Here is a 23,404-nt window from a genome sequence, read left to right on the forward strand (position 1 = left end):
ACAGCAGATGGCCATCCTTATATAACCCGAACTATTTCAAGTGTGTTCATACGAGTAACCAAGAGAGAAAATGACCGACGATCACCCTAGTACCGGCTCGCCGAAGAAAACCTGGCTCGACAAACTCAGCCAACTCTTCCAGGGCGAGCCAAAAGACCGCAATGATTTGGTAGACGTGATAGCCGATGCCGAAGAGCGCGACCTCATCGATCAGGACACCAAGGATATGATCGAGGGGGTGCTGGAGATCGCCGATCTTCGCGTGCGCGATATCATGATCCCCCGCTCCCAGATGGTGACCATCGAGAAGTCCCAACCGGTGGATGCAATCCTGCCGGTGATCATCGAGTCCGGTCACTCCCGCTTCCCGGTGATCAACGAGGACAAGGATCATGTGGAGGGCATTCTGCTCGCCAAGGATCTGCTCCCCTTCGGCTTTGGCGGCCATCACGCCAGCGAGCCGCTGCAGCTCGAGAAAATCTTGCGCCCCACGGTGATCGTCCCTGAAAGCAAACGGGTTGACCGTCTGCTCAAGGAGTTCCGTGAAGAGCGCTACCACATGGCCATCGTGGTCGACGAATTTGGTGGCGTCTCCGGTCTGGTGACCATCGAAGACATACTGGAACTTATCGTTGGCGAGATCGACGACGAGTTTGACGACATCGAGGATGAACCGGACGAGATCCGCCGCCTCAGCAAGCGGGTCTTCTCCATCAGCGCCCTGACCGAGATCGAGGATTTCAACGACTTCTTCGGCACCAAATTCAGCGATGAAGAGGTGGATACGGTAGGCGGTCTGGTGATGCACGCCTTCAGCCACCTGCCCAAGAAAGGCGAGGAGATCGAGCTGGATGGCTACCTGTTCAAGGTGATGCATGCCGACCGGCGTCGTCTGCAGCAGCTGCAGGTGAAGATCCCCGAGCACCACGCGGCGGCGCAATCCGAACCGCAATAAGCAGATCCGCTCGATGTGTGAAACAACGCCCCGACCTCGGGGCGTTGTGCTCTCTGCCACCGGCATCGAGGCTCGCCGTTGCCCCGCTTACAGGTTAAGATACCGGCCATTCGACCCCAGTTGCACACCAAGACGAGCACCATCGCCCGTGAGATTATCCCCTGTTACTTCCAAAATTCTGTTAAGCCTCAGTGCATTGGCCTCTGGTGCCATCGCCGTGCTGGCCTTCTCCCCCTTCGGCTACTGGCCGCTGGTGATCCCCTCCCTGCTCGGCCTCTACGCCCTGCTGGACAAAGCCACGCCGAAACAGGCCGCCTGGCGCAGTTTTGGCTACGCCATGGGACTCTTTTTGCCAGGCCTGTGGTGGATCCACGTCAGCATGACCGAGTTTGGCGGCATCCCGCTGCCGGTCGCCTTTGTGCTGCTGGCCGGGCTCTCCGCCTATCTGGCCCTCTACCCGACGCTCGCCAGCTGGGTTTTTGCCCGCTTCTTTGGCGGCCGTCACTGGAGCCGCTGGCTGCTCGCCTTCCCGGCCCTGTGGTTAGTGGCTGACTGGCTACGCGGCTGGGTGATGACCGGCTTCCCCTGGCTCTGGTTTGGTTACAGCCAGATCGACGGCCCCCTCAAGGGCTTTGCCCCCATTCTCGGGGTGCAGGGTATCACCCTCGCCCTATTGCTCTCTGCCTCCGCTATCTGGCTGGTGTGGAAATCCCGCTCCCCGCTCTGGCTGGCGGTGCCCGCCCTGCTGGTGGCCGGTGCTCACGGTCTGATGCAGCTCAACTGGGTGACCCGTGGCGAGCCGGTCAAGGTGGCACTGGTGCAGGGCAATATCGCCCAGTCCCTCAAGTGGGATCCGGAGGCGCTGGCCCCCACGGTGCGCACCTATCAGGACTTGAGCCGCGAGAATCAGGATGCCGACATCATCATCTGGCCGGAGTCGGCGATCCCGGCCATCGAGAAGGCGATGGGCCCCTATCTGGAGAATCTGGACAAGGCGATGAAGGTGAACGATACCGGCCTGCTGGCGGGGATCATTCACTACGACGAGCAGCAACAGCGCTTCTACAATACCGTGCTCGGCATGGGGGTGCAGGATTCGGATGGCAAGGAGTCCTACTTCTACAACCACTCCAACCGCTACAACAAGTACCACCTGCTGCCCATCGGCGAATTCGTGCCGTTTGAAGACCTGCTGCGCCCCATCGCCCCCTTCTTCAACCTGCCGATGTCCTCCTTCAGCCGGGGTGACGCAGTACAGCCAAACCTGATCGCCAAGGGGCTCAAGTTTGCCGCCGCCATCTGCTACGAGATCATCTTCCCGGAGGAGGTACGCCGCAACGTCAATGCCGATACCGACTTCCTTCTGACCGTCTCCAACGACGCCTGGTTCGGCACCAGCATCGGTCCGTGGCAGCATATGGAGATCGCCCGGATGCGCGCGCTGGAGCTGGCTCGTCCGCTGCTGCGGGACACCAACACCGGCATCACTATCGTTACCGAGATCGACGGCAGCATCATCGGCCAGATCCCGCAGTTTGAAGCGGGCGTGCTGCGCAGCGAGGTGCGTCCCGCCCACGGCGAGACCCCCTACATGCGCTTTGGCAGCTGGCCCCTCTACGGTCTGACCGTGCTGCTGCTGGGTCTGGCGCTGGCGCTGCGCCCCAAGGCTCACCCCTGGGCTCGCGAGCTGTAATGGTCATCCGCAATTCCTGATAAACAACGAGGCGCCCGCAGGCGCCTCGTTTTTTTACGACAACTTATCACGCATCTTTTTGCAGGCAGCAGATCACATAGCCGTAACTGCCCAGATATTGGCGGTGGATGGCTACTTCCCGGCTCAAGTCCTGCCAGGCGGCACTCTCCCCCAGCTCGTCTCGATAGCGCACCAGATTGACCTCGATAGGGGCCAGATAGTTGTTCCAGGCGCTCATCGGCAAGGGAGTGTGCGACAGGCAACGGTAGCCTGCCGCTTGTACCGTCTCAAGCAGGCCCGCCAGCGTCTGCATGGCGGGGTAATCCTGCTGCCAGAATGCCAACGCCTCCTCGGGCGGGTTATCGGTCAGCCAGACCGCATCACTGAGCACGATGCAAGCCTGCGGGTTCGCGAGCAGCGGACGCCACGCCTTCAGCGCATTGGCAACCCCCATCACGTAAGCGCTCCCCTCTGCCCAGATGAGGTCGGCCGGGGCCAGATCGTCCGGCAGTGCCGCCATGTTGGCGCAGAGGGTGGAGACATGCTCAAAGCCCGCAGCACGGGCGGAGTGCGCCACGGCGGCCAGTGCATCCTCTTCCAGATCGATGGCCACAATGTCGGCATCGGTCACCTGAGCCAGCGCCATGGTCGAGGCACCGCGCCCGCAACCCATGTCGAGGATCCGGCGCGGCCGGATGGGCAAGGCGGCAAACTGCTGCTGGGTGAAGGCGCGATCCCCCGGCCCCCAGTAACTCATGCCATCCAGCAGCTGGATAAAGTCCTTGATGTAACGCTCATGTTCATTCATGTCTTTGCTCAACCATTGCAAGTGGTAACGATCTTTCTCGCTAAAACCCTGTTTCATCACCCACGCGAAGTAGGCCTCAGGTGCCTCTCGCTGCAGTTGCAACTGCCAGGCTTTGAACTCCTCACCGGAGCGCGGACGCAACCCTGCCAGATCCGCCAACAGCTCCCGGGCGCACTGCATCCGCGCCAGCTCCTCATCCAGCTCCCTGACCCGGGCCTGCAATGCCGCTTGATCTATCTCGCCAGCCAGACAGGCGAGGCACTGCTTGAGGCTGAGACCACCCGCCTGCAGGGCCTGCACCATCTGCAGTCGTTGCAGATCCCCCTCGTCATAGTGGCGATAGCCGTTGGCGGCCCGGGTGCCGGCAATCACCCCCAGCTTCTCGTAATAGAGCAGGGTGGAGCGGGCTAGGCCGCAGCGGCGGGCCAGTTCGGATATTTTCATGGCAATCACTCACGGTGCGGGCCCTCAGGTGACCCGATAGAGACGAGCTTAAACTGTAAAGCTATAGACAGGTCAACGCCCTTTTCCAGAGATCCGCCATCAAAAACGGCCACCCTCGGGTGGCCGTTGTCAGCGCTATCTGTTATAAAGCGGCGATAGAGCAGCGATGCTACCGACTCAAAGACCGGCCGCCTCCAGATGCTCCACCAGCAGCTGCACACTGCGGTTGCCGCGCCACTCGTTGACGTCGAGCCGGTAGACAAGCCGTACCCGCTTGACCGAGGCATCGGGCCAGCGCTTGAGATCGACGCCGAAGGCGATGGCATCCACCGCGTGACCAGAATCGGTTGTCAGCATCATCTTGAGGTGTTTCTCCCCCACCAACCGCTGCTGCACCAGCACGAATTCGCCGTCAAACAGCGGCTCGGGGAAGGCCTGCCCCCAGGGACCGGAGGCGCGGATCAGCTCCGCCAGCTCGATATTGAGTTCGTCCGGCAACAACTCGCCATCGGTGAGCAACACCCCGGTCAAAAGCTCCGGTGTCACCAGCTCACTGATGACAGCCTCAAAGGCCCGACCGAACGCCTCGATGTTGGCCTTGGGCAGGGTCAACCCCGCCGCCATGGCATGGCCGCCAAACTTGCCCATCAGGCCCGGATGGCGGGTATCGAGCAGTTCCAGCGCATCGCGCAGGTGCACCCCGGGAATGGAGCGGCCGGAGCCCTTGAGCTCGGTCTCGCTGCTCTCGGCAAAGGCGATGACCGGGCGGTAGTACTTCTCCTTCACCTTGGAGGCCACCAGCCCCACCACCCCCTGATGCCACTCGTTGCGGTGCAGCACTATGCCCGACGGTACCTCGCCATCGCGAAACCGGATCTGCTCCAGGGTGGCGAGGGCCTCCTGCTGCATCCCCTGCTCGATCTCCTTGCGCTCCTGATTGAGGCTGTCCATCTCGGCCGCAAGCTGGCGCGCCAGATTAAGGTCATCGCAGAGCAGACAGGCGACCCCGAGGGACATGTCATCGAGGCGGCCTACCGCGTTGAGGCGCGGCCCCAGCGCAAAACCGAGGTCGGCGGCGGTGAGACGGCGACCATCGCGACCCGACACATCCACCAGCGCCTGAATGCCGGGGCGGCAGCGGCCAGCCCGGATCCGCTGCAAGCCCTGATGGACCAGAATGCGGTTGTTGCCATCGAGCGCCACCACATCGGCGACCGTGCCGAGGGCCACCAGATCGAGGTAATCCGCCACATTGGGCGCGCGCAACCCTTGCCGTTCGAACCAGCCGAGCTGACGCAGATGGGTGTTGAGGGCCGCCATCAGGTAGAAGGCCACCCCGACCCCGGCCAGCGACTTGGAGGGGAAGTCGCAACCGCGCTGGTTCGGGTTGACGATGGCATCGGCGTCAGGCAGCTCCTGACCCGGCAAATGGTGATCGGTAACCAGTACCTGCATGCCGGCCGCCTTGGCTGCCGCCACCCCGGCGATGCTGGAGATACCATTATCCACCGTGATCAGAAACTCGGCGCCGCGCGCCACCGCCAGCTCGACAATTTCAGGGGTGAGGCCATAGCCAAATTCGAAGCGGTTGGGCACCAGGAAATCGATATGGCGACCCCCCATGGCGCGCAGGGCCAGCACACACAGCGCCGAACTGGTGGCGCCATCGCAGTCGAAGTCACCGACAATCAGAATCCTTTTCTGGGCGGTCAGAGCCTCCGCCAGCAGCGGCACCGCCTGCTCCATCCCATAGAGGCGCTGGGGCGGCAACAGCTGGCTGGCGCTGCGCTCCAGCAGGGCAGGATCCTCTACGCCACGGCTGGCGAAGATTTGGCGAAGAAGGGGATGCAGGGTGGCAGGCAGATGGGAATCATCAACTCGCGGACGACGACGGATTTGCAGAGGCATCAAAATTATCCAGTATCTTGAGCAGCTGTTCGGGGCTCTGATACCCGCGCACCAGATCCCCGTCGGAGGAGACCCAGGCCGGCAGTACCTTGACCCCCAACCATTGGCTCAGGCCAATATTTTGGATAAGGGTCTCACTACATGCCGTTTGAGGCAAATAGGCTTTTAACGGATCATTTTGCAGCAGGGGATCGCTGCACCAGTCGGCGGCCCGTTCGGCGTGATCAATCACCGGATAGAGTGCCACGCTCACCCCGGATGCCTGCAGGTGTTGCAAGGTGCCGGAGAGCTGACGACGTTTGGCATCCTGCTCGCCGAGAAACAGCGCAACCCGGTGACGCTCATCACGGGCCTTGAGCACGATGGGGGCATGAGCCACCTGCGCCAAGCCAAGTCGGCGCTGCTCGCGCATACCCGAGATGGTCAGGTTCTTCATGTCGCGAGTCATATCCAGCATGACCCCCTGCACCACATAATCCCCTTTGGCATCGCTGTAGAGCACCCCCTGCGAGGTGCCCAGCATGTACAACCCCGCGATCGGGGTCGGTTCAACCAGATAGACGGGGACCCCCAGCCGGGCCGTGATGGTCTGTTTCAAGGCTTGGGTATCCATCCCCGCTCTGGCAGCAAATGTGCACAAAAGCATCATTCCCAGTAGTAAATACTTCACTTGTTTACTCACGTGGTATGAATGAATCGACCCAGCAAACTACAGCAGCACAGCTCATCATTCAATCAGCTAATTACCAAAAAATTAATATCACTTTGTACCAAAAAAATGGCTCCCCCCGATTGCCAAGGACTCATAACGCCCGCAAGCTAGTCAGGACGACAGGAACAACGCGGCTTAGCCTCTGTTTTTCCTGACAAGAGTTCGCCCTTTGGCAAGGGTAATCAACGCGCTATCTTGTTTAATTTCGGAGGAAATAATGAGTCTGATTCAAGAGTTCAAAGCCTTTGCCGCCCGCGGCAACGTCATCGATATGGCGGTCGGTATCATCATTGGTGCCGCCTTCGGCAAAATTGTCTCCTCTTTTGTCGGTGACGTGATCATGCCGCCCATCGGCCTGATCCTGGGCGGCGTGGACTTCAGCGACCTGGCGGTCACTCTGAAGGCCGCAGAAGGTGCAACACCCGCCGTGGTCATCGCCTATGGCAAGTTCATCCAGACCATCATCGACTTTCTGATCATCTCTTTTGCCATCTTCATGGGACTGAAAGCCATCAACACCCTCAAGAAAAAGCAGGAAGAGGAAGCCGCCGCCCCGGCAGGCCCGACCAAGGATCAGGAGCTGCTGACCGAGATCCGTGATCTGCTGAAATCCCAGCAAGGGAAATAAACGCCATCTCCTGTCGTGTAGAGATAAAAAAACCGCCTGCTGGCGGTTTTTTGTTTTTGGGAGGGCAGCCACTCAGGCTCTGGGGTGATGCTCCCCGTGCAGCGCCTTGAGTCGCTCGTTGGCCACATAGGTGTAGATCTGGGTGGTGGAGAGATCCGCATGGCCCAGCAGCATCTGTACCACTCGCAGGTCGGCGCCGTGGTTGAGCAGGTGGGTGGCAAAGGCGTGGCGCAAGGTATGGGGGGATAGCTCACCGTTGATCCCGGCCCGCAGGGCATAGAGCTTGATGCGGTGCCAGAAGGTCTGGCGGGTCATCATACGGGCCTGCTTGGAGGGAAACACCACATCCGAGCTGGTGCCCCCCAGCAGCAGGGTGCGCGCCTCGCGGTAGTAACGCTCCAGCCAGTGCATCGCCTCCTCGCCCATCGGCACCAGCCGCTCCTTGTTGCCCTTGCCGACCACCCGCACCAAGCCCTGACGCAGGCTGACATGCTCGGCAGTGAGCCCCACCAGCTCGGAAACCCGCAAGCCGGTGGCGTAGAGCAGCTCCAGCATTGCCTTGTCCCGCAGCTCCAGCGGGTCATCCACCAGCGGCGCACTCAGCAGAGCTTCCACTTCCGTTTCGCTTAAATCTGAGGGGAGTTTTTTCGGCAGCTTGGGCCCCTCCAGCAGCACGGTCGGATCGTCGCTGCGCAGCTTCTCGCGGTTGAGATACTGGTAAAAACGGCGCAGGGCTGACAAGAAGCGGGCTGTGCTGCTGGCCGCAAACTGGTGATCGACCCGCCAGGCGAGGTAGTGCTGGATCTCGTCCATCCCTGCCAGCAGCAGCGAGCTCCCCTGCTCGTCGAGCCAGAGGGAGAACTTTTCCAGATCGCTGCGATAGGAGCTGACCGTGTTGTCAGACAATCCCCGCTCCAGCCAGAGGGCGTCGAGGAAGGGTTCAATCAGGGGATGGGGGTCAGGCTTGCTCATGGTGCGCTGCAATCAGGGGATCGATGGCCCATTGTAACGCGCCAACTCCTTGGAAAGACAAGGCACTTTCATTGGAAAGATAAGGCACGTTTGCCACGCCCCTTACCGAGCGGTGAAGGTCGAATGGCAATCTGCTAGACTGGCGCCCTCCCCTTACGTTACCCATCGTGTTGCCAACATGGCGCTGCCCACACGAGCATGCGAGAACGCGCCAAAAGCAAGCGAGAAAGCGCCAACAGAGAGAAGAGCGATGAAGATTGGTCTGTTTTACGGTTCCACCACCTGCTACACCGAGATGGCAGCCGAGAAGATCCGCGCCCTCATCGGCCCCGAGCTGGTGGATATTCACAATATCAAGGATGTCTCCCTGCGCCGGATGGAGGATTACGAGATCCTGATCCTCGGCATCTCCACCTGGGATTTTGGCGAACTGCAGGAGGATTGGGAGTCCCGCTGGGAAGATATCGCCGACCTCCATCTGGAGGGGCGTATCGTCGCCCTGTTTGGCCTCGGCGATCAGCTTGGTTATGGCGAATGGTTCCAGGACGCCCTCGGCATGCTGCACGATCAGCTGGTGCCAAAAGGGGTCAAGCTGGTGGGCTACTGGCCCAACGAAGGGTACGAATTCGATGCCTCCAAGGCACTGATCGACGATGGCCGTCACTTCGTCGGGCTGGCCCTCGATGATGCCAACCAATATGACCAGACCGATCCGCGCATCGAGCAGTGGGTCGAGCAGATCCTGAGCGAAATCCACGCCCTGCTCTGATCTTTCCCACGTTTTGGCAAAACGACCCTGAGCGCCTGGCCCAGGCCGCCGGGCGCAGTTATCGCACCGATTTTCTCAATCGGTATCATCGCATGACGCTATAGCGACTTTTTTGTGCTGGTCTGCAACAATGGACTCGACATCCCATAACAATCAGAGCCGGATGTCGGAAGCAAACGGACAGACCAGAAAAGGATATTCTATGACCCCATTCTCCCTGTTGGCCCCCGCCATCGCCCGTGACGTGCTCGATCACGCGCTGGCGCTGGGTGCCGATTTTGCCGAGCTGTTTGTGGAGCGCAAGCGCCGCAGCCAGCTCAGCCTGCTCTCCAGCCAGATAGAGAACATCAGCGGCGGCCTCGATTTCGGCATCGGCGTGCGCCTCTGTTACGGCCATAAGGTGCTCTACGGCTACACCAACCAAGCCAGCCGCGACGAGCTGCTGCGCATCGTCACCCTGCTGGCGGCCAAAGACCGCCGCGACCCGGTGGTGACCGCCACCGCCTTCGATTTCACCCGCCTGACCGACCGCAACCCGGTCGCCCTGCCCCTGTCGGCCGACAAGCTGCTGGAGCAGAAGATCGCCTATCTGCACGCCATGGATGCGGTGGCCCGCGCCGAGAGCGACAAGGTGAGTCAGTTCTCCGGCAACGTGCTGGGCTGGGAGCAGGAGGTGGAGATCTTCAACAGCGAAGGGGTGCAAGTCGCCGATCGCCGCCACTACAACCGCATCATGGCCCAGACCATCGCCATGGAAGGGAGCGAGCAGAGCGTCGGTTACGAGGCCCCCGGCGCCCTGATGGGCTGGGAGCATGCCGATCGCATCGATCCGCGCGAGCTGGCCCTCACCGCCACCCGTCAGGCGCTGGTGAAACTGGGCGCGGCTCCCTGCCCGAGCGGCACCCTGCCTGTCATCATGGAGAACGGCTTTGGCGGCGTCATCTTCCACGAAGCGTGCGGCCACCTGCTGGAGACCACCTCGGTGGCCAAGAAGGCCTCGGTGTTCCACGACAAGATGGGCCAGCTTATCGCCAATCCGGTGGTCAATGCGGTGGATGAAGGCTTGCAGAGCAACGCCTGGGGCTCCATCAACGTCGATGACGAGGGGATGGCGACCCAGCATACCCAGCTCATCAAGGACGGGGTACTGACCGGCTTTCTGGTGGACAGAATGGGCGCCCTCAAGACCGGTTACGCACGCACCGGCTCCGGGCGGCGCGAATCCTACAAGTACGCCCCCACCTCGCGCATGCGCAACACCTATATCGAACCGGGCAACCATAGCCTCGACGATATGCTGGCCACGGTAGAGCACGGCATCTATGCCAAGAAGATGGGGGGCGGCTCGGTACAGCCCGGCACCGGTGAATTCAACTTCAATGTGCAGGAGGCCTACCTCATCGAGCACGGCAAAATCACCAGACCGCTCAAATCAGCCACCCTGATCGGTACCGGCCCGCAGGTGCTGAAAGAGATCTCCATGGTGGGCCGCAATCTGGCGCTGGCCGCCGGTATGTGCGGCTCAGTCTCGGGCTCGGTCCCCACTTCGGTGGGCCAGCCGGCGCTGAAAGTGGACAATATTCTGGTGGGAGGGAACGCCTGATGAGCCAACTCGACATGAACCAACTGCTCACCCGCCTGCTGGATAAAGTGGCCGACCTCAGTGCCGAGGCAGACATCATCGCCAATCAGGAGAGAGCCTTCTCCCTCAAGGCAGACAAGGGCGAGCTGGGTGAATACAAGGTCACCAGCAGCCAGCAACTCGGTATTCGCCTGATCAAAGAGGGCCGAGTCGGCATCGCCTACTCGGAATCCCTCGATGAGCTGGCGCTGGATGCCATGCTGCAAGATGCGCTCGATGCCAGCCGCTTTGCCAAGGTTGACCCGGATCAGCGCATCTCGGTGGCCAATAGCCGGATCACCACAGATTGCGCCGAAATCAACCAGCCCGATACCACGCCGGTTGAGGAGAAGATCGCCCTGGCCCTGCGCCTCGAATCAGACATGCTAGCCATGCCCGATGTGAGCGGCGCCCCCTACAACAGCTTCTTTGAAGGGGAGAGCCAGCTCTGGCTCGCCAACAGTCAGGGCACCCTCTGCCAGCACGGCGAATTCAGCGTCGGCTGCTACACCTCGGCGCTGGTGGAACGGGATGGCCGCCAGTCGATGCACTCGCAGGGGCAGTATGGCCGTCGCTTCGACGAGCTAGACAGTCAGGCCCTGATCGAGCAGATCTACGCCATCGCCGATGGTCTGCTGCCCGGTGAAGCGGTGCCGAGCGGCCGCTACAGCGTCATCTTCAGCACCAACTGCTTCGCCAGCCTGTTTGGCTGCTTTCAGGGAGTGCTGTCGGGCAAGTGGGCCCAGCAGGGGATCAACCCGTGGCGCAGCAAGGTCGGCCAAAGCGTGGCGTCACGCTGGCTCACTCTGGAGAGCCGGGTCTATATGCCGGGCGGCATGAACATCAAGGCGTTTGATGGCGAGGGGGCGGCCAGCTCGGATCTGCTGCTGATTGGCGAAGGGGAGCTGAAGACCCTGCTCCACAACAGCGCTACTGCCCGCCACTTTGGCGTCGCCAGCAACGGCTCGGCCGCTCGCGGTGCCCGCAGCGCCCTCGATGTGACCGCTCGCCATCTGGTGTTTGGCGCGGGCCCCCACAGCGAAGCGGAGGTGCAGAGCGGCGACTATCTGGAGCTGGTCAAGCTGGATGGCCTGCATTCGGGTGCCGATGCGGTGAGCGGCGACTTCTCCTTTGGCGCGTCGGGTTTCCTCTGCCGCGATGGGGTGCGACTGCAGCCGGTGCGCGGCATCACGGTAGCAGGCAACTTCTACCGCCTGCTGGGCGAGCTGGAAGCGGTCGGTGACACCCTGCACCACAACGATGGCAAGGGCTTCTACGCCCCGCAGATCCGTTTTGGCGGCCTCTCCGTCGCGGGCAAGTAAACGCCCCAACGAAACCTGCAAGTAAGAAAAAGGCGCCTGATGGCGCCTTTTTTCTCGTTATCTCGTCCACATTGATGGCATGACTCAGGGCGAGAGCGGCTCGCGGTGATACTCGGCGCAGCCGCATTCGGGGCAGGTGTCGAGCTGTTGTGGGTGCAGCACGGTATGGCGCCAGCCACACTGGTCACACACCATGACCCCGAGCCCCACCCAGTCACCCGCTTCGTAAACACCCTTGTGCTCCAGCTCGTCAGCCAGCTCGCGCCACTCCACCTGGGCACGGTCGGTCACATCCGCCAGCCAGGACCAGGCAGTGTCTTTGAGAGCCAGCATAAAGGCAGACTCTTCCACCTGCGCACTATCGTCATGGCGCCCCTCGTCATAGTTGCCCAGATCCCGCTTCACGTACTCGGCGATGAGCGCCAGTTCGTCCTGAGTGAGGTCACTTGCTGCCTCCAGATAGGCCTGCACCTTGGCAATCATCCGGTTGAGGCGCTCCCCCTGGAACTCTTCGGTCTCTTGCCACTGTTTTTGCAGCTCGGCAATGAAGGCTTCGTACCCTTTTTGACGTTTGTCCATGGCTCTAACTCCTCTACTAAACCCTGATCTGGCCCGGCTTAAGGCCCAAGGGACGCTGGCGGTTGTTGCCGCCGCAGGATATGGGTATTCTATTGCGATTTCCCAGCTGATTTATCTATTCATTTCACAGATCCGGATGTCACCAATGCAAGAGCAATACGTTCCCCAATCAATCGAACCAGCAGTGCAAAAGCACTGGGATGCCAAGAAAACCTTCAAGGCCGTGGAGAAGGTAGACAAGGAGAAGTTCTACTGCCTGTCCATGTTCCCCTATCCGTCTGGTCGACTACACATGGGGCACGTTCGTAACTACACCATAGGTGATGTGATCTCCCGTTATCAACGCCTCAATGGCAAGAACGTGCTGCAACCCATAGGTTGGGATGCATTCGGTCTGCCGGCCGAGAACGCCGCGATCAAAAACAATACCGCACCGGCGCCCTGGACCTACGAAAACATCGAATACATGAAGAACCAGCTGAAGATGCTGGGTCTGGGTTATGACTGGGATCGTGAAGTCGCCACCTGCAAACCGGATTACTACCGCTGGGAGCAGTGGTTCTTCACCAAGCTCTACGAGAAGGGTCTGGTCTACAAGAAGACCTCCTCCGTCAACTGGTGCCCGAACGACATGACAGTGCTGGCCAACGAGCAGGTGGTCGACAACTGCTGCTGGCGCTGTGACACCCCGGTGGAGCAAAAAGAGATCCCCCAGTGGTTCATCAAGATCACCGACTACGCCGAAGAGCTGCTGAACGATATCGACAATCTGGAAGGCTGGCCGGAGATGGTCAAGACCATGCAGCGCAACTGGATTGGCCGCTCCGAAGGGGTCAACATCAGCTTCGCCATCGAGGGTCAGGCTGAGCAGCTGGAGGTCTACACCACCCGTCCGGACACCTTCATGGGCGTCACCTATGTCGGTATCGCCGCTGGCCACCCGCTGGCCCTGCAGGCCGCCGAAAACAATCCGGAACTGGCCGCCTTTATCGAAGAGTGCAAGAACACCAAGGTAGCCGAAGCCGAACTGGCCACCATGGAGAAGAAGGGCATGGCCACCGGCCTCTACGCCATTCACCCGCTGGATGGCCGCAAGGTACCGGTCTGGGTCGCCAACTTCGTGCTGATGAACTATGGCACCGGCGCCGTGATGGCGGTTCCGGCCCACGATCAGCGTGACTTCGAATTCGCCACCAAATATGGCCTCGACATCAAGGCGGTCATCAAGCCGGTTGATGGTGACGTCGACGTGAGCGAAGCCGCTTACACCGAGAAGGGCGTGCTGTTCAACTCCGGCGAGTTTGACGGTCTCGACTTCCAGGGCGCCTTTGATGCCATCGCCAACAAGCTGGAAACACTGGGCAAGGGCAAGCGCACCGTCAACTTCCGTCTGCGCGACTGGGGTGTCTCCCGTCAGCGCTACTGGGGTGCCCCCATCCCGATGCTGACTCTGGCTGACGGTACCGTGGTGCCGACGCCGGAAGACCAGCTGCCGGTACTGCTGCCGGAAGATGTGGTGATGGATGGTATCCAGAGCCCGATCAAGGCCGACGCCGAGTGGGCCAAGACCACTTACAACGGTCAGGAAGCATTCCGCGAAACCGATACCTTCGACACCTTCATGGAGTCCTCTTGGTACTACGCGCGCTACTGCTCCCCGGACTACGACAAGGGCATGCTGGATCCGGCGGCTGCCAACCACTGGCTGCCAGTGGATCAGTACATCGGCGGTATCGAACACGCCTGTATGCACCTGCTCTATGCCCGCTTCTTCCACAAGCTGCTGCGTGACGCGGGTCTGGTCAACAGCGACGAGCCGTTCAAGCGCCTGCTCTGCCAGGGCATGGTGCTGGCCGACGCCTTCTACTACAAAGACGAGAAAGGCGGCAACGTCTGGGTCAGCCCGACCGACGTCAAGGTAGAGCGTGACGAGAAGGGTCGCATCACCAAGGCCATCGACAACGAAGGCCGTGAGGTAATGCACTCCGGCATGACCAAGATGTCCAAGTCCAAGAACAACGGCATCGACCCGCAGCTGATGGTCGAGCGTTACGGCGCCGATACCGTCCGTCTGTTCATGATGTTCGCCTCCCCGGCAGAGATGACACTGGAGTGGTCCGACTCCGGCGTAGAGGGTGCCCAGCGCTTCCTGCGTCGCCTGTGGCGCACCACCTTCGAGCACGTCTCCGGTGGCGCCGTTGCCGCACTGGATGTGGCGGCTCTCACCAACGAGCAGAAAGCGGTACGCCGTGAACTGCACAAGACCATCGCCAAGGTAAGTGATGACGTGGGTCGCCGTCAGACCTTCAACACCGCCATCGCCGCCATCATGGAGCTGATGAACAATCTCTCCAAGCTGGGCAACGACGAGCAGGACCGCGCCCTGATGCAGGAAGCGCTGGAAGCTGTGGTAGTCATGCTCTACCCCATCACTCCGCACATCGGCTTCGAGCTGTGGAAGATGCTGGGCAAGGGCGACGACATCGATCACGCAGCCTGGCCGGTGGCCGATGAAGCGGCCATGGTCGAGACCGAGAAGCTGGTAGTAGTACAGATCAACGGCAAGATGCGCGGCAAACTGACCGTGCCGGCCGAGATCAGCCAGGCCGACGTCGAGAAGCTGGCGATGGCCGATGCCTCCGTGCAGAAGTTCACCGACGGGCTGACCGTGCGCAAGGTGATCTATGTACCTGGCAAGCTGCTCAATATTGTCGCTAACTAATTGGCTGCCAACTGATTGGTTACCAACTGATCATTGCCAATCTGTGACAGCAAACGGATGATAACGGCGGGCCCTGCGCCCGCCGCTTTCCCTTAATGCAAAGAGGATTTTCTATGGGCACCATCTTCACCCGCTGGATGGCCATCGTGCTGGCTGGTCTGCTGCTGCAAGGCTGCGGCTTTCACATGCGCGGCAACGGCATTCCGAGCGAGCTGATGACCATGAAGGTCGTGGGCGACAACAAGAGCGACTTCTACCGGATGGTTACCACCCGCCTGAAGGCCTCTGGCGTGACCCTGGCCGACAAGGAGGGCATTCCGGTGCTCACTCTGGGCGGCGTAGGCAGCACCAGCCAGGTCGCCTCGGTCAATGCGCTGGGGACGGACACCGAATATGTGCTGGGCTTTGGTACCCAGTTCACCATTTCGGTGCCGGGCAAGCCGACTCAGGTCTTCCCCATCAACTTCAACCGCAGCTTCCTCAACAAGCCGGATGCCGCACTCGCCTCCTCCCGTGAGCAGGAGCAGCTCAACCGCGAAATGCAGGAGCAGGCGGCCAATCAGGTGATCCGGCAGTTGAGTCAGGTCAGCTTCTGATGCGGATCTACCCGGAACAATTTGGTGACCACCTCAAAGCAGGGCTTCGGCCCTGCTATCTCGTTTTTGGCGACGAGCCCCTGTTGCGACTGGAGGCCATCGATGCCATCCGTCAGGTCGCCCGCAAGCAGGGTTTCGATGAGCGCCACACCTTCGTGGTGGAACAGGGGTTGGACTGGAATCAGGTCTACGATGCCTGTCAGGCCATGAGCCTCTTCTCCGCCCGCCAGATCATCGAGCTGGAGCTGCCCGCCAAGGTGGACAAGGATCTGGCTGCCCGCATCAGCGAAATTGGCAAGCAGCTTCATCCCGACCTGCTGCTGGTGCTGAGTGGCGGTCGCCTCAACCAGACCCAGATGAAGGCGGCCTGGTTCGACAAGCTCTACCAGATTGGCACCTATGTGCCAGTCAACCATCCGGAGCCCAAGTTCTTCCCCCGCTGGATGAGTGCCCGCTTTGCGCGTTTCGGCCTCAAGGCGCTGCCGGATGCCATCAACTTCATGTGCCACTCCTACGAGGGCAACCTGCTGGCCGCCAGCCAGGAGATCGAGAAGCTGACCCTGCTCTCGCCGCCCCAGCCCATCAGCGTCACCTATCTGCAAGAGACCATTATCCGCCACGCCCACTTCACCCCGTTCCAGCTGGTCGATACCCTGCTGGAGGGCAAGGTGAACCGGGCCCAGCGCATTCTGGCCGCCCTGCGGGCCGAAGGCACCGAGCCGGGGATGCTGGCCTGGACCCTTTGCCGCGAGCTGGAGCAGCTGACCGAGCTGTCGCTGGCGATGCGAAACGGCCAGCCGCTGGGGGAGCACTTCAGCCGCCTGCGCATCTGGCAGAGCCGCCAGCAGCTCATTCAGCAAGCGCTGACCCGACTGCCATTTGCCAAGTTGCAGCAACTGTGGCAACTGATGGCACAATTGGACGATGCCCAGCGCCGCTTCGATAGCGAGCAGGCCTGGCTGATGCTGCAGACCATTGCCCTCGGCTTTCGTGATGGCACCCCGCTGCCGCTGGTGATGGAGAGCAGCCCGTGCTGAAGGCGCCCATTGGCCTGCTGGGGGGCACGTTCGATCCTATCCATATCGGCCATTTGCGCCCGGCCATCGAGGCGCGCGATGCCCTCGGGCTGGCCGAGATGCGGCTGATCCCGAACCATATCCCGCCCCACCGTGCCAATCCGTTCTGCTCCAGCGAACAGCGTCTCGCCATGGTCAAACTGGCGGCGGCAGAGAACCACCACTTTGTGGTGGATGAGCGGGAGCTGAGACGGGACAAGCCCTCTTACACCATCGATACCCTGATCGAGCTGCGTCATGAACTGCCCGATACGCCGCTCTGTTTTCTGATGGGGATGGATTCTCTGCTGAGCCTGCCAAGCTGGCACCGCTGGCAGGAGCTGCTCGACCATGCCCATCTGGTGGTGAGCGTGCGGCCGGGCTGGCAACCGGATTATCCGGCCGAGGTGGCGCAGCTGCTTGCGCGCCATCACACCACAGATGCCAACGCGCTGCATCAGCGTCTGGCCGGTCATATCTGGCTGGCGGACAACCAGCCCATCGAACTGTCAGCCACCCGACTGCGGGCCTTGCTGGATGCGGGGCAAGACACCCGCTACCTCTTGCCCGAGTCGGTTGCGCACTATATTGATCAACAGGGGCTCTACCGCGCCAACCGCCGCTAGCCCCTGTCGTAATCCCGCCCCACCCGATGGGAAACGGGAGTGACCATGATATAATCCGCCGCCCTGACGCAAACGCTGCGCGCCGGAATACAGGAGAGACTCATTGCAAGGCCAAGAATTGCATGCCTTTATCATCGACAAGATCGATGACATGAAAGGCCGCGACATCATCACCCTCGATGTACGCGGCAAATCCAGCATTACTGACACCATGATCATCTGTTCCGGCAACTCCAGTCGTCACGTCAGCGCCATTGCCCACCATCTGGCCAGCGAGGCCCGCCACGCGGGTCTGGATCTGCTGAGCGTGGAAGGGCAACTGAGCGGTGAATGGGTGCTGGTAGATATGGGCTCGGTGATCGTGCATGTGATGCAGGATGAACATCGTGACTTCTACCAACTGGAAAAACTGTGGAGCGGTGCCGCTCAAATGAATACGCAATAAGAGCACAAGTGTAACGACCATGAAGATCCAGTTGATTGCGGTGGGCACCAAGATGCCCGCCTGGGTAGAGCATGGCTTCGAAGAGTATCGTCGCCGCTTCCCCAAAGACATGCCGTTTGAACTCGTCGAGATTGGCGCAGGCAAGCGGGGCAAAAATGCCGACATTCCGCGCATCCTGCAGAAGGAAGGGGAAGCTATGCTGGCGGCTGCGGGGCGCTCGCGCATCGTCACCCTCGACATTCCGGGCAAGCCCTGGACCACGGAGCAGCTGGCGACCCAGCTGGAGGCGTGGAAACTCGATGGCCGCGATGTCGCCCTGCTGGTAGGCGGGCCGGAAGGCTTGTCCCCCGAGTGCAAGGCTGCCGCCGAACAGAGCTGGTCACTGTCACCGCTCACCCTGCCCCATCCGCTGGTGCGGGTGCTGGTGGCAGAGAGCCTCTATCGGGCCTGGAGCATCACCACCAATCATCCGTATCATAGAGAGTGAGCCATGCGTCTCTGGAGTCTCACCTCTCATATTCACCCCTGTCACAGAGAGTGAACAATGCAGTTCCTGCTCTTATTGCCCCCAAGGGTCTTGAGGTAAAGGCATGCTGAAACAACGCATCGAAATGCGCGATCACAGTGCCGAGGGCAATCTGTTCTTCCGGCGCACCCTGGTAGCCTACATCGGCATCGTCGTGCTGATGCTGGTGCTGCTGGGCAATCTCTATTATCTGCAGGTCGAGTCCTACGACACCTACCAGACTCGCTCCAACTCCAACCGTATCCGCGTGGTACCGGTGGCGCCACCACGGGGCCTCATCTATGACGCCAACGGCGTGCTGCTGGCGGAAAACCGCCCGGTCTACAGTCTGGAAATTGTGCCGGAAGAGACCAAAGATCTCGAAAAAACCGCCGACCAGCTGATCACCCTGCTGGGTCTGCCAGAGGGCACCAAGGAGAAGTTCCTCGCCGAAGTGAAGCGCCAGCGCCGCTTCAAGCCGGTCCCCCTCTACGAGAAACTGACCGAATATCAGGTAGCCCTCTTCTCGGTCAATCAGCATAACTACCCGGGCGCCAGCATCGAGGCCTACCTCAAACGCTACTACCCGTTTGGTGACACTCTCACCCACGCTTTGGGCTATGTGGCCAAGATCAATACCCGTGACGTGGAGCGCCTCGAGAAGGAAGAAAAACTTGCCAACTATGCGGCCACCAAGGATATCGGCAAGCAGGGGGTGGAGAAGTATTACGAGGATGAGCTGCACGGTGTGGCGGGCTATCAGGAGGTCGAGGTGAACAACCGCGGCCGGATTGTCCGCACCCTCAAGTTCCAGCCGCCTATTCCCGGCAAGGATATTTACCTCAATATCGACGTCCGGATGCAGCTCAAGGCCCAGCAACTGCTGGCCGGCCAGCGCGGCGCCATCGTGATGATGGACCCGAGAACCGGTGCCATCATCGCCATGGAGTCGAGCCCGAGCTACGACCCCAACCTGTTCGTGACCGGCATCTCCAGCGCCAACTACTCGGCGCTGCTCAACGATCCGGCGCGGCCGCTGGTGAACCGCACCACTCAGGGCATTTATGCCCCCGCCTCCACGGTCAAACCCATGATGTCGGTAATGGGGCTCAACGAGGGGGCCATTACCCCGGGCTACCGCTATTTCGGCGGCCCGAGCTTCTCTATTCCCGGTACCACCAAGAAGTTTCGCGACTGGCGCCGCTGGGGTCATGGCTGGCTCGATGTCTATCGCGCCATCGAGGTCTCGGCAGATACCTATTTCTACGATCTCGCCTATCGGGTCGGCATCGACAAGATCCACAGCTACATGACCAAGTTCGGCTTCGGTCAGTACAGTGGCGTCGACCTCTATGAAGAGACCAAGGGGGTCATGCCGTCCCGTGACTGGAAAATGGCCCGCTGGCGTCAGCCCTGGTATCAGGGGGACACCATCTCCATCGGTATCGGTCAGGGATACTGGAGCGCCACGCCAATCCAGCTGGCCAAGGCGATCAGCATCCTGACCCAGAACGGTCACGATGTGACCCCGCACCTGCTCAAGAGCACCGCCTCCCAGGCGGGGGTGGTCGATGCACCGATCAACCCGAACATGGCGCTCAAAACCAAGAGTGACAGCTACTGGCAGGTGGCGCGTGAGGGGATGTGGCGAGTGATCAACGGCCACGAGGGTACCGGCCGTCGCGCTTTTGCCAACACCCCCTATGTGGCGGCAGGCAAGTCCGGCACCGCCCAGGTGGTCAACATGAAAGAGAATCAGGTCTACAACGCCAAAACCATGAAAGTGGAGCATCGTGACAATGCCCTGTTTGTCGCCTTTGCCCCCTATGAAACCCCCAAGGCAGTCGTGGCACTGGTTCTGGAGAACGCCGGTGGTGGCAGTACCAATGCGGCCCCCGTTGCTCGCCAGATGCTGGATGCCTATCTGCTGCCCCCTGATCCGCAACTGCCACCGGCACCGGAAAAGCCGTCCCAACCGAGTGAGGTCGCTCCCAATGAGTAATTCTGCCCGCCAGCAGAGCATCTGGTACAAGCTGCATATCGACTTGCCCCTGCTGCTCGGTCTGCTGGCCGTGATGACCCTCTCCATGGTGGTACTCTACTCCGCCTCCGGTCAGGATATGGACTCCATCGTGCGCCAGCTGGTGCGCGGTGGTCTCGCCTTTGCCCTGATGATCGGCCTGGCCCAGCTGCCCCCCTCCCTCTACGCCCGCTGGTCGGTGCCGCTGTTCGCCGTGGTGGTGCTGATGCTGATTGCGGTGGACGTATTCGGCCACATCGGCAAGGGGGCCCAGCGCTGGCTCGATCTGGGCTTTATGAAGTTCCAGCCCTCCGAGGTGATGAAGCTCTCCATGCCGATCATGGTGGCCGCCTGGCTCAGTCGCCACTCGCTGCCCCCCAAGTTCAGCCATGTGGTGATCGCCCTCATCATGGTGCTGCTGCCCACCCTGCTGATCGCCGCCCAGCCTGACCTTGGCACCTCCATTCTGGTGGCCGCCTCCGGCTTCTTCGTCATCTTCCTGGCGGGGCTCAGCTGGTGGCTGATCGGCTTGGCGGTCCTGCTGATGCTGGCCTTTATGCCGGTACTCTGGTTCTTCCTGATGCACGACTACCAGCGCCAGCGGGTGCTGATGCTGCTCGACCCGGAGAAAGACCCGCTCGGCCGCGGCTATCACATCATCCAGTCCAAGATTGCCATCGGCTCCGGCGGCGTCTTCGGCAAGGGGTGGCTGCAAGGGACCCAGTCCCAGCTGGAGTTCCTGCCCGAGCGCCATACCGACTTCATCTTCGCGGTATTCAGCGAGGAGTTCGGTCTGGTGGGGGTTGCCCTGCTGCTGGTGCTCTACCTCTACGTCATCAGCCGCTGCCTGTTTATCTCGATGCAGGCCCAGAACAGCTTCGAGCGACTGCTGGGCGGCGCCATCACCCTCACCTTCTTCGTCTATGTGTTCGTCAACATGGGCATGGTGAGCGGCATCTTGCCGGTGGTAGGGGTGCCCCTGCCGCTGGTGAGTTATGGCGGCACCTCCATGGTGACCCTGATGGCTGGATTCGGTATCCTGATGTCCATCCAGACTCATAGAAGACTGCTCGCCTGATGAGACGGGTTGGATTGCTGCTCTCCCTCGCCACCACGATGGCGACCGCCGCCGTGGTGCCGGATCGGTTGGCCCTGCTCGCCGAACAGCAGCAAGTGCCGCTGGCGGAGTTGCAGGCCGCCGTCGCCCGCGCCCAGTTACGGCAGGAGGTGCTCGACACCATCAGCAAGCCGTGGGAGGCCAAACCCTGGCATCGCTACCGGCCGCTGTTTGTTACCCCGGATCGCATCCGTGACGGCCAGCAGTTCTGGCAGCAACATGCCGAGACGCTGGCCCGCGCGGAGCAGACCTATCGGGTGCCCGCCTCGCTCATCGTGGCCATCATCGGAGTCGAGACCTTCTACGGTCGCCAGATGGGCCGTCATCCGGTGCTCGATAGCCTCTACACCCTGGGGTTCCACTACCCGGAGCGCAGCGACTTCTTTGCCAAGGAGTTTGCCCAGCTGGTGGTGCTGGCCAAAGAGGAAGGGTGGCAACTCGATGCCCTCAAGGGCTCCTATGCCGGCGCCATGGGGATGGGGCAGTTCATGCCCTCCAGCTATCGCCACTATGCCGTCGATTTTGACGGGGATGGCAAGCGGGATCTGTTTGCCAACCCGGTCGATGCCATCGGCAGCGTGGCCAACTATTTTGCCAGCCACCAGTGGCGCTGGGGCGAATCCGTGGTGGAACCGGCCCAGATCGGGTTGATGGCAGTCGAACCTCTACTCAGGCCTGAGCCCGAGTTAACACAACAGTGGTCAGAACTGGCGGCGGCAGGGATTGAGCTCGCCACGCCGCTGGCCCCACAGACGCCGGTCAAGTTGCTGGCGTTTGCCCAAGCCGATGGACCGGAATACTGGGTCGCACGGCATAACTTTTATGTGATCACCCGTTACAATCGCAGCCCACTCTATGCGATGGCGGTGTATCAACTTAGCCAAGCCATTCAGGAAGCGTATGCATCTTCGTCACAAACTCCTCCCGCTCAGCCTGAGCTTGTTGTTGGCCGCCTGTAGCAGCCAGCCGGAACAGAGCGCCCCCGTCGAGCCGCAAGCACCGGTCAGCAAGCCACCCGTTATCGAGATCCCGCAAGCCACCGGCGCCATTCCGCGCCCCGAGCCCCTGAGTGCCAGCGGCAACCGGGACTACTGGATCGGCAAGCAGAAGCACGAGGTGTGGCGCGACATCAAACACTACAGCGAAGAGGGCACCGCCAGCTGGCTGTCGCCGGACCTGGACGGCCAGAAGACCGCCAACGGCGATGTGCTGGACAGCAAGCTGTTCAGTGCCGCCCACCGCAACCTGCCCATCCCGAGCTATGTGCGGGTCACCAATCTGGACAACGGGCTGGAGACCATAGTGCGGGTCAATGACCGCGGCCCGTTCAACAGCCCGCGCCTGATCGACCTATCCTACGCCGCGGCCAAGCAGCTGGAGATGGTCGACAGCGGTGAGGCCCGAGTACGGCTGGAGCTGATCAGCGACACCCCGGATCAGATGGTGATCATGGAGCCGATGAAGCCCATCGAAATGACTCCGACCACTCCGGCTGCGGCCTCCAACACGGTGTCGCAAGATGGCTTCCTGGGTGAACCAACCGCGCTGGCGATGGCCACTCCCGCCGCCGATCCGGCTCCTGTCAAGGCACCCGCCGCCAAGCCCGCCAAAGCGGCACCGGTCAAGTCAGCTCCGGCCAAGGCTGCAGCTCCTGCCAGCAGTGGGGATGGCAAGATGATCCAGGTACTGGCCAGCGGCTCCCGGGATCGGGCCGAGGCGATGGGCAAGGTGATGACCCAGCGTTACGGCGTGCCCTACCGGATCGATGCCCATGGCGCCATTTTCCGGGTGCTGATTGGCCCGGTCGCCACCGACCAGCAGGCAAGTGTGCTGGAAAAAGTACGTCAGGGCGGGCTGGAACAGGCCTTTATCGTGCCCTGATCGCCCCCTTTTGCCGCGGATGTGAC

At 61.2% G+C, this 23,404-nt stretch carries 21 protein-coding genes; 16 read left to right on the plus strand and 5 right to left on the minus strand.

Going from position 1 to position 23,404, the window contains the following annotated elements; translation table 11 throughout:
* The first annotated feature begins 70 nt into the window (after positions 1–70).
* Both corC and lnt read left to right on the plus strand, forming a co-directional pair.
* Entirely contained in the window at positions 71–955 is an 885-nt protein-coding gene (corC, locus tag I6L46_RS11870; RefSeq protein WP_005354092.1) for a CNNM family magnesium/cobalt transport protein CorC, read from the plus strand.
* 148 nt (positions 956–1,103) lie between these two features.
* Entirely contained in the window at positions 1,104–2,648 is a 1,545-nt protein-coding gene (lnt, locus tag I6L46_RS11875) for an apolipoprotein N-acyltransferase (RefSeq protein ID WP_216975621.1), read from the plus strand.
* Between the two features lie 67 nt (positions 2,649–2,715).
* Here lnt and I6L46_RS11880 read toward each other — a convergent pair whose 3' ends face one another.
* From I6L46_RS11880 to I6L46_RS11890, 3 genes are all read right to left on the minus strand, one after another.
* A complete protein-coding gene (locus I6L46_RS11880; protein WP_216975623.1) occupies positions 2,716–3,900 on the minus strand; it encodes a MerR family transcriptional regulator in 1,185 nt (394 codons plus the stop codon).
* Between the two features lie 177 nt (positions 3,901–4,077).
* Positions 4,078–5,808 (minus strand): single-stranded-DNA-specific exonuclease RecJ, encoded by a 1,731-nt coding sequence (gene recJ, locus I6L46_RS11885; protein WP_216975625.1) that lies wholly within the window; start codon positions 5,806–5,808, stop codon positions 4,078–4,080.
* A complete protein-coding gene (locus I6L46_RS11890) occupies positions 5,774–6,421 on the minus strand; it encodes a disulfide isomerase DsbC N-terminal domain-containing protein (protein WP_158112969.1) in 648 nt (215 codons plus the stop codon). The genes recJ and I6L46_RS11890 overlap by 35 nt, the downstream gene beginning before the upstream one ends.
* 316 nt (positions 6,422–6,737) lie before the next feature.
* On the opposite strand from I6L46_RS11890, the gene mscL reads away from it, so the two are divergent.
* Positions 6,738–7,148: a large-conductance mechanosensitive channel protein MscL gene (gene mscL / locus I6L46_RS11895; RefSeq protein WP_047438040.1), complete on the plus strand. Its 411-nt coding sequence runs from the start codon at positions 6,738–6,740 to the stop codon at positions 7,146–7,148.
* A 72-nt stretch (positions 7,149–7,220) separates the two neighbouring features.
* Here the strand turns inward: mscL and xerD are convergent, their stop codons facing one another.
* Complete coding sequence (gene xerD, locus I6L46_RS11900; protein ID WP_216975627.1) at positions 7,221–8,120, minus strand: site-specific tyrosine recombinase XerD; 900 nt, start codon at positions 8,118–8,120, stop codon at positions 7,221–7,223.
* 250 nt (positions 8,121–8,370) lie between these two features.
* Between xerD and fldB the strand changes: the two genes are divergently transcribed.
* From fldB to I6L46_RS11915, 3 genes are all read left to right on the plus strand, one after another.
* Positions 8,371–8,889 (plus strand): flavodoxin FldB, encoded by a 519-nt coding sequence (gene fldB, locus I6L46_RS11905; protein ID WP_005335151.1) that lies wholly within the window; start codon positions 8,371–8,373, stop codon positions 8,887–8,889.
* Between the two features lie 202 nt (positions 8,890–9,091).
* A complete protein-coding gene (locus I6L46_RS11910) occupies positions 9,092–10,492 on the plus strand; it encodes a TldD/PmbA family protein (RefSeq protein WP_216975629.1) in 1,401 nt (466 codons plus the stop codon).
* A complete protein-coding gene (locus tag I6L46_RS11915; protein WP_216975631.1) occupies positions 10,492–11,832 on the plus strand; it encodes a TldD/PmbA family protein in 1,341 nt (446 codons plus the stop codon). Before I6L46_RS11910 ends, I6L46_RS11915 begins: the two co-directional genes overlap by 1 nt.
* Before the next feature lie 84 nt (positions 11,833–11,916).
* On the opposite strand, the gene I6L46_RS11920 is transcribed toward I6L46_RS11915, so the two are convergent.
* Positions 11,917–12,411 (minus strand): zinc ribbon-containing protein, encoded by a 495-nt coding sequence (locus I6L46_RS11920; RefSeq protein WP_005335155.1) that lies wholly within the window; start codon positions 12,409–12,411, stop codon positions 11,917–11,919.
* A 145-nt stretch (positions 12,412–12,556) separates the two neighbouring features.
* On the opposite strand from I6L46_RS11920, the gene leuS reads away from it, so the two are divergent.
* From leuS to I6L46_RS11970, 10 genes are all read left to right on the plus strand, one after another.
* Entirely contained in the window at positions 12,557–15,133 is a 2,577-nt protein-coding gene (leuS, locus tag I6L46_RS11925; protein WP_216975633.1) for a leucine--tRNA ligase, read from the plus strand.
* A 113-nt stretch (positions 15,134–15,246) separates the two neighbouring features.
* A complete protein-coding gene (gene lptE, locus I6L46_RS11930) occupies positions 15,247–15,729 on the plus strand; it encodes an LPS assembly lipoprotein LptE (RefSeq protein ID WP_005335160.1) in 483 nt (160 codons plus the stop codon).
* Positions 15,729–16,766 carry a DNA polymerase III subunit delta gene (gene holA, locus I6L46_RS11935; RefSeq protein WP_216975635.1) on the plus strand — a complete coding sequence of 346 codons (1,038 nt, stop codon included), beginning with the start codon at positions 15,729–15,731 and terminating at the stop codon, positions 16,764–16,766. Before lptE ends, holA begins: the two co-directional genes overlap by 1 nt.
* The gene (nadD, locus tag I6L46_RS11940) at positions 16,760–17,410 is read left to right on the plus strand and encodes a nicotinate-nucleotide adenylyltransferase (protein WP_216975638.1); all 651 of its coding nucleotides are present in this window, start codon (positions 16,760–16,762) and stop codon (positions 17,408–17,410) included. Before holA ends, nadD begins: the two co-directional genes overlap by 7 nt.
* A 103-nt stretch (positions 17,411–17,513) precedes the next feature.
* Positions 17,514–17,855: a ribosome silencing factor gene (gene rsfS / locus I6L46_RS11945; RefSeq protein WP_005335165.1), complete on the plus strand. Its 342-nt coding sequence runs from the start codon at positions 17,514–17,516 to the stop codon at positions 17,853–17,855.
* A 19-nt stretch (positions 17,856–17,874) separates the two neighbouring features.
* The gene (rlmH, locus tag I6L46_RS11950; RefSeq protein WP_005335166.1) at positions 17,875–18,342 is read left to right on the plus strand and encodes a 23S rRNA (pseudouridine(1915)-N(3))-methyltransferase RlmH; all 468 of its coding nucleotides are present in this window, start codon (positions 17,875–17,877) and stop codon (positions 18,340–18,342) included.
* Positions 18,343–18,445: 103 nt separating this feature from the next.
* Positions 18,446–20,362: a penicillin-binding protein 2 gene (gene mrdA, locus I6L46_RS11955; protein ID WP_040066816.1), complete on the plus strand. Its 1,917-nt coding sequence runs from the start codon at positions 18,446–18,448 to the stop codon at positions 20,360–20,362.
* Positions 20,355–21,458, plus strand: a complete 1,104-nt coding sequence (gene rodA, locus I6L46_RS11960) for a rod shape-determining protein RodA (protein ID WP_005335170.1) — start codon at positions 20,355–20,357, stop codon at positions 21,456–21,458. Before mrdA ends, rodA begins: the two co-directional genes overlap by 8 nt.
* A complete protein-coding gene (mltB, locus tag I6L46_RS11965; RefSeq protein ID WP_216975640.1) occupies positions 21,458–22,456 on the plus strand; it encodes a lytic murein transglycosylase B in 999 nt (332 codons plus the stop codon). Before rodA ends, mltB begins: the two co-directional genes overlap by 1 nt.
* On the plus strand, positions 22,398–23,378 hold the full coding sequence (locus tag I6L46_RS11970; protein ID WP_216975642.1) for a septal ring lytic transglycosylase RlpA family protein: 981 nt from the start codon (positions 22,398–22,400) through the stop codon (positions 23,376–23,378). The genes mltB and I6L46_RS11970 overlap by 59 nt, the downstream gene beginning before the upstream one ends.
* Positions 23,379–23,404 lie beyond the last annotated feature (26 nt).

It is taken from the genome of Aeromonas sp. FDAARGOS 1416 (genome assembly GCF_019048085.1).
Taxonomy (GTDB): domain Bacteria; phylum Pseudomonadota; class Gammaproteobacteria; order Enterobacterales; family Aeromonadaceae; genus Aeromonas; species Aeromonas veronii.